General features: G+C 58.0%; 14 protein-coding genes and 1 pseudogene. 12 read left to right on the top strand and 3 right to left on the bottom strand.

Annotation, left to right across the window (positions count from 1 at the left end):
• Positions 1-41: 41 nt before the first annotated feature.
• The 4 genes from WHX55_RS17470 (at position 42) to WHX55_RS17485 (ending at position 3,982) form a co-directional block, all read left to right on the top strand.
• Positions 42-827 (top strand): carboxymuconolactone decarboxylase family protein, encoded by a 786-nt coding sequence (locus tag WHX55_RS17470; RefSeq protein ID WP_353740900.1) that lies wholly within the window; start codon positions 42-44, stop codon positions 825-827.
• A gap of 2 nt (positions 828-829) precedes the next feature.
• On the top strand, positions 830-1,900 hold the full coding sequence (locus tag WHX55_RS17475; protein WP_353740901.1) for an alpha/beta fold hydrolase: 1,071 nt from the start codon (positions 830-832) through the stop codon (positions 1,898-1,900).
• Between the two features lie 52 nt (positions 1,901-1,952).
• A complete protein-coding gene (locus tag WHX55_RS17480) occupies positions 1,953-3,008 on the top strand; it encodes an alpha/beta hydrolase (protein ID WP_353740902.1) in 1,056 nt (351 codons plus the stop codon).
• 80 nt (positions 3,009-3,088) lie between these two features.
• Positions 3,089-3,982 carry a LysR family transcriptional regulator gene (locus tag WHX55_RS17485; protein ID WP_353740903.1) on the top strand — a complete coding sequence of 298 codons (894 nt, stop codon included), beginning with the start codon at positions 3,089-3,091 and terminating at the stop codon, positions 3,980-3,982.
• A gap of 186 nt (positions 3,983-4,168) precedes the next feature.
• Here the strand turns inward: WHX55_RS17485 and WHX55_RS17490 are convergent, their stop codons facing one another.
• Together WHX55_RS17490 and WHX55_RS17495 are read right to left on the bottom strand one after the other, a co-directional pair.
• The gene (locus tag WHX55_RS17490) at positions 4,169-4,651 is read right to left on the bottom strand and encodes a GNAT family N-acetyltransferase (protein ID WP_353743062.1); all 483 of its coding nucleotides are present in this window, start codon (positions 4,649-4,651) and stop codon (positions 4,169-4,171) included.
• A gap of 173 nt (positions 4,652-4,824) precedes the next feature.
• The gene (locus WHX55_RS17495; protein WP_223442844.1) at positions 4,825-4,983 is read right to left on the bottom strand and encodes a hypothetical protein; all 159 of its coding nucleotides are present in this window, start codon (positions 4,981-4,983) and stop codon (positions 4,825-4,827) included.
• 47 nt (positions 4,984-5,030) lie between these two features.
• On the opposite strand from WHX55_RS17495, the gene WHX55_RS17500 reads away from it, so the two are divergent.
• The 7 genes from WHX55_RS17500 to WHX55_RS17530 all read left to right on the top strand — a co-directional run bounded on the left by WHX55_RS17500 (position 5,031) and on the right by WHX55_RS17530 (position 12,272).
• Positions 5,031-5,486, top strand: a complete 456-nt coding sequence (locus tag WHX55_RS17500; RefSeq protein WP_353740904.1) for a VOC family protein — start codon at positions 5,031-5,033, stop codon at positions 5,484-5,486.
• A 47-nt stretch (positions 5,487-5,533) separates the two neighbouring features.
• On the top strand, positions 5,534-6,088 hold the full coding sequence (locus WHX55_RS17505; protein WP_150723575.1) for a YdeI/OmpD-associated family protein: 555 nt from the start codon (positions 5,534-5,536) through the stop codon (positions 6,086-6,088).
• A gap of 549 nt (positions 6,089-6,637) precedes the next feature.
• Positions 6,638-8,038 carry a GABA permease gene (gabP, locus tag WHX55_RS17510; RefSeq protein WP_353740905.1) on the top strand — a complete coding sequence of 467 codons (1,401 nt, stop codon included), beginning with the start codon at positions 6,638-6,640 and terminating at the stop codon, positions 8,036-8,038.
• 101 nt (positions 8,039-8,139) lie between these two features.
• Complete coding sequence (locus WHX55_RS17515; protein ID WP_150756599.1) at positions 8,140-9,261, top strand: GlxA family transcriptional regulator; 1,122 nt, start codon at positions 8,140-8,142, stop codon at positions 9,259-9,261.
• Between the two features lie 73 nt (positions 9,262-9,334).
• Positions 9,335-10,456: a Re/Si-specific NAD(P)(+) transhydrogenase subunit alpha gene (locus tag WHX55_RS17520; protein ID WP_353740906.1), complete on the top strand. Its 1,122-nt coding sequence runs from the start codon at positions 9,335-9,337 to the stop codon at positions 10,454-10,456.
• A gap of 11 nt (positions 10,457-10,467) precedes the next feature.
• On the top strand, positions 10,468-10,824 hold the full coding sequence (locus tag WHX55_RS17525) for an NAD(P) transhydrogenase subunit alpha (RefSeq protein ID WP_150728424.1): 357 nt from the start codon (positions 10,468-10,470) through the stop codon (positions 10,822-10,824).
• Positions 10,821-12,272 carry an NAD(P)(+) transhydrogenase (Re/Si-specific) subunit beta gene (locus WHX55_RS17530; RefSeq protein ID WP_353740907.1) on the top strand — a complete coding sequence of 484 codons (1,452 nt, stop codon included), beginning with the start codon at positions 10,821-10,823 and terminating at the stop codon, positions 12,270-12,272. Before WHX55_RS17525 ends, WHX55_RS17530 begins: the two co-directional genes overlap by 4 nt.
• Before the next feature lie 78 nt (positions 12,273-12,350).
• On the opposite strand, the gene WHX55_RS17535 is transcribed toward WHX55_RS17530, so the two are convergent.
• Positions 12,351-13,454 (bottom strand): GlxA family transcriptional regulator, encoded by a 1,104-nt coding sequence (locus tag WHX55_RS17535; RefSeq protein ID WP_150754866.1) that lies wholly within the window; start codon positions 13,452-13,454, stop codon positions 12,351-12,353.
• Between the two features lie 463 nt (positions 13,455-13,917).
• On the opposite strand from WHX55_RS17535, the pseudogene WHX55_RS17540 reads away from it, so the two are divergent.
• Positions 13,918-14,151 (top strand): annotated as a pseudogene (locus tag WHX55_RS17540) (glutamine synthetase); the annotation flags it as partial.
• Positions 14,152-14,161: the final 10 nt, after the last annotated feature.

Here is a 14,161-nt window from a genome sequence, read left to right on the forward strand (position 1 = left end):
GCCTGCCAGGCAGTGATGAGCAATGGATGGAGCCTTCCACGATGACCACTAACACACCGATCGCACATCGCAAGACCGGCCCCCTCCCCGCGCTGATAGCCCTGTGTCTGGGCCTCGGGTTGGTGTCGGGTGTTGCCACTCAGAAAGCCGAGGCATCGCAACCCATGACCAGTACACAACCTGCGGCCCAAACGCTGTCGACCAGGCAACAGGCCATTCCGCTGATCGCAGCATTCATGGCGACCAGTGACATGCCCCAGCTCAACGCTGCGTTGAACCAAGGCCTGGACGCCGGCCTGACGGTCAGCGAGACCAAGGAAATCCTGGTGCAGCTCTACGCCTATGTCGGCTTCCCGCGCAGCCTCAATGCATTGAATGAACTGATGACGGTGGTGCAAGCGCGCAAACAGCGTGGCATCCAGGATGCGCCTGGAAGCGAACCCAGCCGAGCCATTGCAACCGGTGAGGCTTTGCTTGCGGCAGGAACGACCAATCAAACCCGAATTTCGGGTGGGCCGGTCAAGGGGCCGGTGTTCGATTTCGCCCCGGTCATCAACCAGTTCCTGCAAACCCACCTGTTCGGCGACATCTTCGAACGCGACAACCTCGACTGGCAAAGCCGCGAGCTGGCGACCGTCGGCGCGCTGGCCGCAACGCCGGGGGTGGAATCGCAGTTGCGCTCGCACATGCGGGCGAGCATGCGGGTTGGGCTGACCGAGGAACAGTTGCGCCAGGTCATCGCGGTTCTCGCCGGGCACGGTGATGAACAATCCGCCAAACGTGCAGACACAGCCCTGACACAGGCACTTGCTGCCTCGGGAGGTTGAACATGAAGACTGGAAAAAACCTGCTGAGCATTGCCCTGCTGAGCGGGCTTGCCGCCTGTGCAAGCCATGCCAATGCCGCCGCTCCCTTGATGATTCAGGAGCAAGGCAGCTTCGCCGCCGGCGGGACGATGGTCACCGCACCAGGCACGTTCAATCCGCGTAAGCCCATGACGCCAGACGGCCAGACCTACCACGGCGACCATGCCTACACCTTCTACCAGATCCCGGTCGATGCGCGAAAACTGCCCATCGTCATGTGGCACGGCGCCGGTCAGTTTTCCAAGACCTGGGAAACTACTGCCGATGGCCGGGAAGGTTTCCAGAACATCTTTCTGCGTCGCCAGTTCGGCGTGTATCTGATCGACCAGCCGCGTCGTGGCGATGCCGGCCGCAGCATGGTCGAGGCGACGGTCAAGCCTGTCCCGGACGAGCAGCTCTGGTTCAACCAGTTCCGCATCGGCCTGTGGCCCGACTATTTCGAAGGTGTGCAGGTTGCCCGGGACGCGCAAACCCGCGACCAGTTCTTCCGCGCGATGACGCCGAACACCGGGCCGTTCGACATGAACGTGGTCTCCGATGGCGTGTCGGCGGTGTTCGACAAAATCGGCCCCGGCATCCTGTTCACTCACTCGCAGGGTGGCGGACCGGGTTGGTTGACGGCGATCAAGAACAACAAGGTCAAGGCCATCGTGGCTTTCGAGCCGGGCAGCAGCTTCGTCTTCGCGCAGGGTGAGGTCCCCGCGCCGATTCCCAGCGCGTTCGACACGGTGCAAGGCGCAGCGGTGCCGATGGGTCAGTTCATGGCGCTCACGCGCATTCCGATCCTGATCCTCTACGGCGACAACATCCCGGAGCAGGCCGTCGACCTGCCCGCCCAGGACAGTTGGCGCGCCCGCCTCACGATGGCCCGGCTTTGGCGCGATGCCGTCAACCGGCACGGCGGTGACGTGCGGCTGATCCACTTGCCGGAGATTGGCATCAAGGGCAATACCCACTTCCCCATGTCGGATTTGAACAACGTACAGATCGCGGACCTGGTGTCCGGGTTTCTGACCGAAAAACATCTGGATTGACGGCGACAGAACACTTTTTCAAACGCCCCCTTTCAATGCTCCGGAGACGCTTATGAGAAACACCATTCTGAAAGCCTCGCTGATGGCCGCCATGGTCGGTATGTCTGCTGGCGAAGCCGGTGCCGCCGACTACAAAAAGAACCCGTTCACCCTGGCTTACGACGGTGCAATCACCAAGAACGAGCCCGGCAAGGTCAACATCCACCCGGTCAGCTACAAGCTCAATGGCCTGGACATCGCTGCCAACGTCTACACCCCTGCCAACTACGATGCGAAGAAGGTCTACCCGACGGTGGTGGTGGCGCACCCGAACGGCGGCGTGAAAGAGCAAGTCGCCGGTCTGTATGCCCAGCGCCTGGCTGAACAAGGCTACATCACGATCACCGCCGATGCCGCGTATCAAGGCGCAAGTGGCGGACAGCCGCGCAGCATCGACAAGCCGGCGTACCGTATCGAGGATATTCACGGCATGGCGGACTTCATCACTCAGTATGCCGGCGTCGACGGCAAGCGCCTGGGCCTGCTCGGCATCTGCGGTGGCGGTGGCTACTCGTTGGCCGCGGCGCAAACCGACAAGCGATTCAAGTCAGTGGCGACCGTGAGCATGTTCAACTCTGGCCGGGTGCGTCGCAATGGCTACAACGACTCGCAACTGGACACCATCGAGCAACGCCTGCAACAGGCTTCTGCTGCCCGTGCTCAGGAAGCAGCCGGCGGCGCGGTGCTCTATTCAGGTGATGCCAATCTCACCGACGAGCAGATCGCCAAACTGCCGTTCGAGCTGTATCGCCAGGGTTATGAGTACTACTGGAAGACGCACGCCCACCCTGACTCGACCTTCAAATACACCACGAGCAGCCTGCTGGATCTGATGCGTTTCGACGCCACCAACCAGATGAAACTGATCAATCAGCCATTGCTGATGATCGCCGGCAGCAAGGCCGACAGCCTGTACATGACCCAGGATGCGTTCCCCAAGGCCACAGGTACGAAAGACAAGGAATTGTTCATCATCGACGGCGCAACGCACATCGAAACTTACTGGGTTCCCAAGTATGTGGACGCTGCACTCGGCAAGTTGACGCCGTTCTTCGCCAGAACCCTGTGATGGGCTCGTTGGGGTCGCGCATCCATGCGCAACCTGATTACATGGAATAATCCCGCGCTCCGTATGAGAGGCTCTCATCAATGTCCCGCGCCAACCTCAACGATCTGCAAGCCTTCGTGGTCATTACCCGCGAAGGCAGCTTCACTCGCGCCGCCGCACAGCTGGGGGTCTCGCAGTCTGCGCTGAGCCACACCATGCGCGCGCTCGAAACCAGGCTCGGCGTTCGCCTGCTGACCCGGACCACGCGCAGCGTATCCCCTACCGTGGCCGGTCAACGGCTGTATCAGTCCATGGCGCCGCGCTTCGACGAAATTGAACTTGAACTGGCCGCGGTCAGCGAGTTTCGCGATACCCCGGCAGGTAACGTGCGGATTTCAGCTTCCGAACATGCGGCGAACAACATTCTTTGGCCCAAGCTGTTGAAGGTGCTTCCCGACTACCCGGACATCAAGGTCGAAATCACCGTCGACTATGCCCTCTCCGACATCGTCGCGCAGCGCTACGACGCAGGCGTGCGTCTGGGTGATCAGGTGGCCAAGGACATGATCGCCGTGCCGATCGGGCCAGCATTGCGCATAGCGGTAGTGGGGTCTCCCGAATACTTCAAACAACGACCGTTCCCGCATGAGCCAAGGGATTTGGCCACACATAATTGCATCAATTTGCGCCTGCCCACTCACGGGAGCCTGATGCAATGGGATTTTGAAAAGGACGGTCACGAACTCAAGGCACGTGTCGAAGGACAATGGACGTTCAACAGCAGCGTGCCGATCCTGCGCGCTGCCGTCGCGGGTTGTGGGCTGGGGTTCCTGCCAGAAGATATGGTGTCCAGGGAGCTTGCCGACGGTAGCCTTGTGCGGGTACTCGAAGATTGGTGCCAACCTTTTGCCGGTTACCACCTTTACTACCCCAATCGCCGTGAGCATTCTTCAGCGTTCGGCGTAGTGGTGAACGCGCTGCGTTATAAGCGTTGAGTCGTCCATCGTTAAGGTGCCTGGATGGCACGTTAACGGGGAACTCCGCACAGCAGGTCCGCCATGGAGGACTGCTTAGGGGTGTTGCATCGACCGGTTGAATCCACAGTCGTTTGCAGCCCTTCGAGACAGGCAGCAATCGGCCCAGAGTGTGTAAAAACGTACGTCAAGGTGCATCACATCCAGCTAGCAAGCTGGGCCAACCGGCGGAACGCTCTGACGAACATAATAATTGTCGAATTCATTGCTTTCGACGAATTGGAAGCCATGGCGGGTATAAAAGCGATTCGAAGCGCTTTCTTTGAGAGCACCAACTTTAATAGGGAGTGCAGCTGCATCCGCCTCTTTGAAAATCTGTGTGAGAACAGCAGAGCCTATCCCTGATCCTTGCGCGCTCGGTCTCACATACAAGTGGTCGAGCAAGAGTTCATTGTGGTGATGCTTGACCACTACAAAACCAACCCGCTCTCCAGATACCTCGATGTAGTGTGTGTTGTGGGCTTCAAAACCGCTAAGAAACCGCTCGCGCGCACGCACTGGATCAAATCGCCCAACACGCTCCAGACTGTCGCGCATAGCCTCAATTCGAATGGCTACAAGATTGTCCAAGTCGCTTTGTTGAGCCAGGACCAAAACGACTGGGGAATTTTGATTGGGTGTGACGGGCATATTTTGCACTCTAACTACCATCCAGAGATGGCCAGTATAGAGAGCCTGATAGGTGGTTCCCAGTTCGGCTTCACCGTCGAATACATACGTCCACCTCAAATGCGAATGAAGGGCTGCCTCTGTGTACTATTATTTTTGCGTATTCATTTACAGGGGGAAGCCGGTGAAACGCTTCATTCAAGGTGAACATTGAGGTCAGCCACTGTGAAACCAAGCGTTTTACGGTAGTAATTGCCGGTGTCGACATCGACAAGATCATCGCAACGCCAGAGAGTGGTTAATGGCATGCTGGCCTCGGTCTGTGATTGAGCAATCTCGAGATCAGTACCCATTTCTCATCCATGGGTCAATAGGACGCCGGGGCAGCAGGAGGCATGTAATGGAACTGAAGTTCAGTCACATCGATGTACTGGTCAAGGATCTCGAGGAAGCCTGTGCTTACTACGCACAGATACTGAACGCCAGGATCTCCAAAACGCTCGTCTGGGAACGAGGTGGTCTGCATGTGCGCTACGCGATTGCGCTGATCGGTCAAGAGCGTTTCATGTTGGTACAGCCGTTGGCAGGGAACCTGAGGGAGCTATTGGACTCCTCGGGCGAAGGGATGATTTATCGCCACTGCTATTCGACGCCGGACATCGAGAAGGCCTATGACGAACTGATGGTCGCCGGTGTTCAGCCAGAAGACGAAAACGGAAAGCCAATGGCCCGCGCGAACCTGCAATCCCCGTCCGGGACACGCATTATCTGGTTGCCCAAGCGCTTCGGGCACTTCTCTATCGAAATCCTGGAAGACAAGGCGCTAGAGGCGTTTGTAGAGGCTGCATTTGCCTGAGTGATGTCGCCAAATAGTAGTTAGGCGTATTAGTTGGAGGAGTTGCAATGACAACAATCGATGTGAAATCCCGATTCGAAGCAAAGCTTCTTCGTCCGGCAAAGCCTGGCAATGATACGTCGTGGGCGTTCGTAGTACTGCCAAGAGACGCGAGTGAACAGCTTCCGAGGCGAGGAAGGACGACAGTTGAAGGCACAATCAATGGGCACCAATTCCAGGCAACCCTTGAGCCGGATGGTCAGTTGAGCCATTGGCTGCAGGTAAGTAGAGAGTTACTCGAAGCCGCAGGCGCGGCCGTTGGGGATATCGTTACACTAGAGCTAATCCCTGTGAAGAAGGAACCCGAGCCTGACATCCCGCCAGATTTTCAGGAGGCACTGGCAGCCACTCCTGAGGCTCGTAAAGTTTGGAACAATACGACGACCATCGCACGAGTAGACTGGATACACTGGATTACTTCAGCCAAGCAACTTAAGACGCGCGCAAAACGAATGGGTGATGCCTGCGATATGCTTGCATCCGGCAAGAAGCAGGTTTGCTGTTTCGACCAGTCCGGCTACTACAGTAAGGCCTTCCGTGCACCCGAGGCAGAAAATTTTTAAATGGAACATTCCGTTGAATACGCCTGACAATGCGTTCAAATCGTTCGCGTCGTTCACCGCGACCGGCTAAAGCCGGCCTTTTAGCTTAATTGTTATGAATGTCTGCAAAGGGTCGTTTTCAACCGGTCGCGACAGGCAGTAATCATCCAATCCGCTCGTCCCAGAGAGATCTCGCGGCCCTAGTCCCGAAACCTTCTCGCCCGTTTAAACCTTCCAAGCTATCCCCATCCGTTGCTGCTCTAGCAGATTCCTCAACAAAACAAAATGATTGCGCCTGGCCATTTCATGACCGACTGGTATTCACCGTGAACGCTAAATTTGCATGTGTCGATATCAGACAAGAAGGCGACGCGAACAGGTAACTGAAACGTCGGACAAGCCGGGTAAGGTGGCGCATCTTTTCATCGAAATAACCACATCACGAAGATGGGTTTGATAAGAACTGCAGCGTTTGAAGGGTGCCACTTTCAGGAAGGCCAGCAGGCAACAATGATGATCTGTTGCCCCTATCAATTCGCTTAAATGTCGATCAGCAGAGAAAAAAAACCAATGATTAGCCCGAACTCCAAGGATTCGAGTGGCCAATTGGCGCAGGGCTTCAAGCCTCGTCACGTAACAATGCTGTCTATCGCCGGAATTATCGGCGCCGGTTTATTCGTTGGCTCAGGACATGCCATTGCAGCTGCTGGCCCAGCAGTCCTACTGGCGTACCTATTCTCAGGCCTGCTCGTCGTTCTGGTCATGCGCATGCTCGGTGAAATGGCGGTGGCCAACCCGGACACAGGCTCGTTCTCCACCTATGCCGACCAGGCAATAGGTCGTTGGGCAGGCTTCACCATCGGTTGGCTGTACTGGTGGTTCTGGGTGCTGGTGATTCCCATCGAGGCACTGGCGGCCGGCCATGTGTTGAACCAATGGTTTCCCCAGATCGATGCCTGGCTGTTCGCCCTGGTGTCGATCATTGCGTTGGTGATCACCAATTTGTTCAGTGTCTCCAAGTACGGTGAATTCGAGTTCTGGTTCGCCATGGCCAAGGTGGTGGCGATCATCGGTTTCATCGGCGTGGGTTTTGCCGTGCTGATGGGCTGGGTTCCCGATCGGGAAGTCAGCGGATTGAGCGGACTGATGGCCGAGCATGGCGGATTTGCCCCCAACGGCCTGTCGGCGGTAGTCGGCGCTTTCATCACCATCATGTTCAGCTTCATTGGTACTGAAGCGGTCACCATCGCCGCCGCCGAATCCGACAACCCGGCGCAGAATATTGCCAAAGCCACGCGTTCGGTGATTTGGCGCATAGGCGTGTTCTACCTGTTGTCGATTTTCGTGGTCATCTCCGTGGTGCCCTGGAACGATCCGCTACTGGCCCAGGTAGGTTCCTACCAGCGGGCACTGGAAATCATGAACATTCCCCACGCCAAGTTCATGGTGGACGTGGTGGTGCTGATCGCCGTGGCCAGTTGCATGAATTCCTCGATCTACATTGCCTCGCGCATGCTGTACTCGCTGGGCCGTCGTGGCGATGCGCCGAAGGCGCTGAAGGCGACCTCCTCCGAAGGCGTGCCACGGGCAGCAGTCATCGCCAGTACCGTGCTGGGCGCAGCGATCACCGTGTGGAGCTACTTCATGCCCGCCGGGCTGTTTGACTTCCTGTTGGCCAGCTCCGGCGCGATTGCCTTGCTGGTGTACCTGGCCATTGCAGTGTCGCAGCTGCGTATGCGCCGGATGCTACGTCGGCAGAATGTCGAACTGACCTTTCGTATGTGGCTATTCCCGTGGCTCACATGGCTGGTGATCGCGTTCATTGGCGCAGCGTTGGCGGTCATGATGATCACCCCGGAACACCGTACCGAAGTGAGCTCGACCATTGGCCTGGCGCTGGCGATTTCCTTTATTGGTCTTGTGACATCGCGTCAGCCTGCGCGGGATGCAAGGGCGACGTCGGTGGGATAAAACCAAGGAGGTACTTGCGCCCAACCTGATACTCCCTATGCCGAGGCTGGGGGGTATTACAAGCTCCTGTGTCTCAGGCCGTAATCGCTCTTTGTGAGGACATGACCACGATGTCATCGAACTCCACCGTGTCCGACGGTACGACTCAATCCGTTGGTTTTCTGCTGTTGGATAAATTCACGTTGATTTCCCTGGCGTCCGCCGTAGAGCCACTGCGCATGGCCAATCAGTTGTCGGGGCGAGAGCTATACCGCTGGCATACGTTCAGCCCCGATGGAGAGCCTGTCTGGGCCAGTGACGGTGTGCCGATCACTCCGGATGCTTCGTGGAACAATCCATTAGTGGCGGACACTGTAATCGTGTGCGGTGGTGTTGGAGTCCAGAGCGTGATTACCCGCGAGCACATTACCTGGCTGCAAGCCTTGGCGCGTCAATCCAGACGGTTGGGAGGTGTGTGCACCGGTAGCTGGGCGCTCGCAAAAGCCGGGCTGCTCGATGGCTACGAGTGCAGCGTGCATTGGGAATTTTTGGCCGCCATGCAGGAAGCTTTCCCGCGAGTCAGCATCAGCGCGAGTCTCTTCACCCTCGACCGAAACCGCTTCACAAGCTCCGGGGGAACAGCGCCGCTGGACATGATGTTGCACCTGATCGGTCGCGATCATGGTCGTGAATTATCCGCTGCCATCTCTGAGATGTTTGTTTACGAGCGCATACGCAACGAACAGGACCATCAGCGCGTTCCGCTCAGGCATGTGCTGGGAACTCATCAGCCTAAGCTGCAGGAGATCGTCGCGTTGATGGAGGCCAATCTCGAGGAACCGATCGACCTGGATAACCTTGCAGAATACGTTGATCTGTCACGTCGACAGCTAGAACGACTATTTCAGAAATACCTTCATTGTACGCCGTCACGCTACTACCTAAGGTTACGTCTTATTCGAGCGCGACAACTGCTTAAGCAAACATCATTGTCGATCATAGAGTTGGCGTATGTGTGCGGTTTCGTGTCCACACCACACTTTTCCAAATGCTATCGCGAGTACTTTGGTGTTCCACCAAGCGACGAACGTTCCAGCTCTGAATTGAGTCGCAAACCTGCAACGCTTGCGACTACGCAGCAATCATCGACCAGACCGCTGACAGCGCTCGACCAGGCACGAAACGAATCGACTTTTGCCAGTGTTCGGATGATTGATCGTTCTGACTTGGCGCAATCATGTTGATCGGCCGTCCCTGCCGTCCCCATTCATCCGTAGTGCATGGGTTTACTCAATAAGATCACGCAGGAGATTTGACGTGCATATTGGTGTTCCTCTCGAAACCCAGACCGGTGAAACACGGGTTGCTGCAACCCCGGAAACCATCAAGAAGCTGATCGGCCAGGGCCATAAGGTCACTGTACAAAGCGGCGCCGGTATTAATGCCAGCGTTGTCGACAGTGCCTATGAAGCGGCAGGCGCAAGCATTGGCAGCGCCAACGATGCGTTTGGTGCAGAGCTGATTTTGAAGGTGGTCGCTCCCAGCGACAGCGAGCTGGCGCTGATTAAAAGCGGCACCGTAGTGGTGGGCATGCTCAACCCGTTCAGCAACGAAACCATCGCCAAGCTGGCCGAATGCGGGATTACCGCCTTTGCCCTGGAAGCCGCGCCTCGTACCTCCCGCGCTCAGAGCCTGGACGTACTGTCGTCGCAAGCCAACATCGCCGGTTACAAGGCTGTGTTGCTGGCCGCTCACTACTATCCGCGTTTCATGCCGATGCTGATGACCGCTGCGGGCACTGTGAAAGCGGCGCGCGTGCTAATCCTCGGTGCCGGCGTGGCCGGTTTGCAGGCCATCGCTACCGCGAAACGCCTGGGGGCGGTGATCGAAGCGTCTGACGTGCGTCCTGCGGTAAAAGAGCAGATCGAATCCCTCGGCGCCAAGTTCGTCGACGTGCCTTACGAGACCGACGAAGAGCGTGAATGCGCCGTCGGTGTCGGCGGTTACGCCCGTCCGATGCCGGCCAGCTGGATGCAGCGCCAGGCCGCCGCGGTGCACGAACGCGCCAAGCAGGCTGACATCGTTATCACCACCGCGCTGATTCCCGGCCGCAAGGCACCAACCCTGTTGAGCGCGCAAACCGTGGCCCAGATGAAACCGGGTTCGGTGGTCATCGACCTGGCGGCGGCCCAGGGCGGCAACTGCCCGCTGACCGTGGCCGATCAGGTGGTTATCGAAAATGGCGTGACCATCGTTGGCCCGACCAACCTGGCCAGCGCCGTGGCGGCTGACGCTTCGGCGCTGTACGCCCGCAACCTGCTGGACTTCATGAAACTGTTGTTCGATAAAGAAGGACAACTGGTGATCAACCTTGAAGACGATATCGTCGCCGCGTGCCTGATGTGCCGCGACGGCCAGATCGTGCGCAAGAACGGCTGAGGATAAAAACAATGGAAGACATGCTGATCTCTGACGGTATCTACAACCTGATCATCTTCGTGCTGGCTATCTATGTCGGTTACCACGTGGTCTGGAACGTGACCCCTGCACTGCACACGCCACTGATGGCCGTCACCAACGCCATCTCGGCCATCGTGATCGTCGGTGCCATGCTGGCAGCGGCTTTGACCGTGACCCCGCTGGGCAAGACCATGGGCACCCTGGCCGTGGCCCTGGCCGCGGTCAACGTGTTTGGGGGCTTCCTGGTGACCCGGCGCATGCTGGAAATGTTCAAGAAAAAAGCGCCTGCGGCAAAAGCTCCGGCAGCCAAAGCCGCAGCAGCCAAGGCTGAGGTGCAGCAAGCATGAGCATGAACCTGGTTACTTCCCTGTATTTGATCGCCTCGGTCTGCTTCATCCAGGCGCTCAAGGGCCTCTCGCATCCCACCACGTCGCGTCGTGGCAACCTGTTCGGCATGCTCGGCATGGGCCTGGCGATCCTCACCACGGTCGGCCTGATCTACAAGCTCGGCGCCGAACTTGCACATGACGGGATCGTCTACGTGATCGTCGGCCTGCTGATCGGCGGCACTGCCGGGTCGATCATGGCCAAACGCGTTGAAATGACCAAGATGCCGGAGCTGGTCGCCTTCATGCACAGCATGATCGGCCTGGCGGCGGTGTTCATCGCCGTGGCTGCCGTGGTCGAGCCGCAGTCGCTGGGCATCGTCAAGCAACTCGGTGACGCGATCCCGGCCGGTAACCGCCTGGAACTGTTCCTCGGTGCCGCCATCGGTGCAATCACCTTCTCCGGCTCGGTCATTGCCTTCGGCAAGCTGTCGGGCGGCTCTTTTTTCATGAAGCAGAAGTTCCGCCTGTTCCAGGGTGCACCGGTACAGTTCAGTGGCCAGCACAAGCTGAACCTGCTGCTGGGCCTGGCCACACTGGGCCTGGGCGTGACCTTCATGCTCACCGGCGACTACACCGCTTTCGCCGTGATGCTGGCCCTGGCCTTCGTGCTCGGCGTGCTGATCATCATCCCGATCGGCGGCGCGGACATGCCAGTGGTCGTGTCGATGCTCAACAGCTACTCCGGCTGGGCAGCGGCGGGTATCGGCTTCTCGCTGAACAACTCGATGCTGATCATCGCCGGCTCGCTGGTGGGTTCGTCCGGCGCAATCCTCTCGTACATCATGTGCAAGGCGATGAACCGTTCCTTCTTTAACGTGCTGCTCGGTGGCTTCGGCAATACGGCGGATGCGGCCGGCCCGGCGGGTTCGAAAGAAGCCCGTCCGGTGAAATCCGGTTCGGCTGACGACGCGACCTTCCTGCTGACCAACGCCGACACCGTGATCATCGTGCCGGGCTACGGCCTGGCGGTAGCGCGGGCACAGCATGCGCTGAAGGAACTGACCGAGAAACTGACCCATCGCGGCGTGACCGTGAAGTATGCGATCCACCCGGTTGCCGGTCGTATGCCTGGCCACATGAACGTGCTGCTGGCCGAGGCCGAAGTGCCTTACGACCAGGTGTTCGAGATGGACGACATCAACTCCGAGTTCGGCCAGGCCGACGTGGTGCTGGTGCTGGGCGCCAACGACGTGGTCAACCCGGCCGCGAAGAACGATCCGAAATCGCCGATTGCCGGCATGCCGATCCTCGAAGCGTTCAAGGCCAAGACCATCATCGTCAACAAGCGCTCGATGGCCAGCGGCTACGCCGGCCTGGACAACGAACTGTTCTACCTGGACAAGACCATGATGGTGTTCGGCGACGCTAAAAAGGTCATCGAAGACATGGTCAAAGCCGTCGAGTAAGTCCTGCCTCAGCACAACACTAAAATGAAGCCCCCCTATCCTGCGAACGTTACGCTTTCGCAGGATAGGGGTGAAGATTTATAGACGAACGCTGGCAAAAGTTGACTCGTTACGTGCCTGGCTCAAAGCTGACATCGAACCGGCCAACGGCGAGAGCACCAATGCTGGCGGCAGCGGTATCATCGCCACCTGCTGCGCGGTATTGGAACCGACGCGCTCGTCACGCGGCGGGATACCGAAGTATTCGCGGTAGCACTTGGAGAAGTGCGGCGTGGACACGAAGCCACAGATCGAAGCCACTTCGATGATCGACATCGGCGTTTGCTTGAGCAACTGGCGCGCACGGACCAGACGCAGTTTCAGGTAGTAACGCGACGGCGAGCAGTGCAGGTACTTCTGGAACAGCCGCTCCAGCTGACGACGGGACACGTCGACATACACCGCCAATTCGTCAAGGTCGATCGGTTCTTCAAGGTTGGCCTCCATCAGCGCGACGATTTCCTGCAACTTCGGCTGGTTGGTGCCGAGCATGTGCTTGAGCGGCACGCGCTGGTGATCCTGTTCGTTGCGGATGCGCTCGTAGACAAACATTTCCGAGATCGCGGCGGACAGTTCACGCCCGTGATCACGGCTGATCAGGTGCAGCATCATGTCCAGCGGCGCGGTGCCGCCGGAGCTGGTGAAGCGGTTACGGTCGAGGGTGAACAAACGGGTACTCATTACGATCCGCGGGAAAGCTTCCTGCATCGCCGCCAGGCACTCCCAGTGCACGCTGCAATCGAAACCATCGAGCAGGCCGGCGCAGGCCAGGGCCCAGCTGCCGGTGCACACCGCGCCGAGGCGGCAGGCCTTACGGGCTTGGCTTTGCAACCAGGACACGTGTTCACGGGTAACCGTGCGCTGAATGCCGACGCCACCGCAAACGATGATCGTGTCCATTGGTGGGGCTTTGTGCATGGAGGCGTCAGGGGTGATTTGCAGGCCATCACTGGCCCAGACCTGGCCGCCATCAACGGTGAGGGTGGTCCAGCGATACAGCTCGCGACCGGACAACTGGTTGGCCATCCGCAGCGGTTCTACAGCGGACGCCAGAGAAATCAGCGTGAAATTGTCCAGCAGCAGAAAGCCGATGGATTGAGGCGCACGGTTCTGGGGTTGGGCCCCGGAGTTGAACGACGTCATCGCGGTATCTCCTCACACAAAGCAGGCGAATGGCCTCAGGCAAAGGCTCTTTTTATTCTCCCATCCAAAAGTTGGTGGGTTTGTTCCTATTCAACCTGCAAAGGTCATACCCAATTACATAACTTTGAGTGGATCCAAAAACGACATCACCCAATGTCTCTATGCTGAGGGTTTTCAGGGCGGGAGCCATAAGGAAAACGCTTGAATTTGAGCCTGCGCTCATCAACGTTGTGCACATTCGTAGCACATACGCGAGAGATATCTATAAACGACAACTTATTTTTCACCGACACCCACATGTCGGTTTTTGAATAAAATAATAACCAATGCCCCGATTTGGGCTGACACAAAGGCCGGTTTGTTCAATCTGAACGCAGGCTAAGGCGACCGTCAGCTTCACGCCCTGAGTAAGTCAGTTAACCTAAATCGAGGTTCTTGAGGAGCGCAGAACCCTGATATTGAAATGTTCGAGCTGTTCATCCTCGACGCTAATGGCGTGCCTCGCGGCGAGCTGCTGCAGCGAGAGGAATTGTTGACCGTTTACCAACGCGGGCGCTCCTTGCCCAGTGCCATGCTCGGCCTGACGCTCAACGGCGATGATGTCGAAGACTCAGGGCTGGCCCGGGATGTGGGCGATATCGATTGCCGCGCCTACCCACTGGAAGGCAGCCTGATGCGTATGCCCACGCGGCCGATCCACCGATTTA

The sequence above is a fragment of the Pseudomonas fluorescens genome, from assembly GCF_040448305.1.
Lineage (GTDB): Bacteria > Pseudomonadota > Gammaproteobacteria > Pseudomonadales > Pseudomonadaceae > Aquipseudomonas > Aquipseudomonas fluorescens_BH.

What these genes read in the sequence shown, in the direction of transcription:
- WHX55_RS17470 (WP_353740900.1), top strand. Translation starts at nt 42, where the DNA reads ATGACCACTAACACACCGATCGCACATCGCAAGACCGGCCCCCTCCCC.
- WHX55_RS17475 (WP_353740901.1), top strand. Translation starts at nt 830, where the DNA reads ATGAAGACTGGAAAAAACCTGCTGAGCATTGCCCTGCTGAGCGGGCTT.
- WHX55_RS17480 (WP_353740902.1), top strand. Translation starts at nt 1,953, where the DNA reads ATGAGAAACACCATTCTGAAAGCCTCGCTGATGGCCGCCATGGTCGGT.
- WHX55_RS17485 (WP_353740903.1), top strand. Translation starts at nt 3,089, where the DNA reads ATGTCCCGCGCCAACCTCAACGATCTGCAAGCCTTCGTGGTCATTACC.
- WHX55_RS17490 (WP_353743062.1), bottom strand. Translation starts at nt 4,651, where the DNA reads ATGCCCGTCACACCCAATCAAAATTCCCCAGTCGTTTTGGTCCTGGCT.
- WHX55_RS17495 (WP_223442844.1), bottom strand. Translation starts at nt 4,983, where the DNA reads ATGGGTACTGATCTCGAGATTGCTCAATCACAGACCGAGGCCAGCATG.
- WHX55_RS17500 (WP_353740904.1), top strand. Translation starts at nt 5,031, where the DNA reads ATGGAACTGAAGTTCAGTCACATCGATGTACTGGTCAAGGATCTCGAG.
- WHX55_RS17505 (WP_150723575.1), top strand. Translation starts at nt 5,534, where the DNA reads ATGACAACAATCGATGTGAAATCCCGATTCGAAGCAAAGCTTCTTCGT.
- gabP (WP_353740905.1), top strand. Translation starts at nt 6,638, where the DNA reads ATGATTAGCCCGAACTCCAAGGATTCGAGTGGCCAATTGGCGCAGGGC.
- WHX55_RS17515 (WP_150756599.1), top strand. Translation starts at nt 8,140, where the DNA reads ATGACCACGATGTCATCGAACTCCACCGTGTCCGACGGTACGACTCAA.
- WHX55_RS17525 (WP_150728424.1), top strand. Translation starts at nt 10,468, where the DNA reads ATGGAAGACATGCTGATCTCTGACGGTATCTACAACCTGATCATCTTC.
- WHX55_RS17530 (WP_353740907.1), top strand. Translation starts at nt 10,821, where the DNA reads ATGAGCATGAACCTGGTTACTTCCCTGTATTTGATCGCCTCGGTCTGC.
- WHX55_RS17535 (WP_150754866.1), bottom strand. Translation starts at nt 13,454, where the DNA reads ATGACGTCGTTCAACTCCGGGGCCCAACCCCAGAACCGTGCGCCTCAA.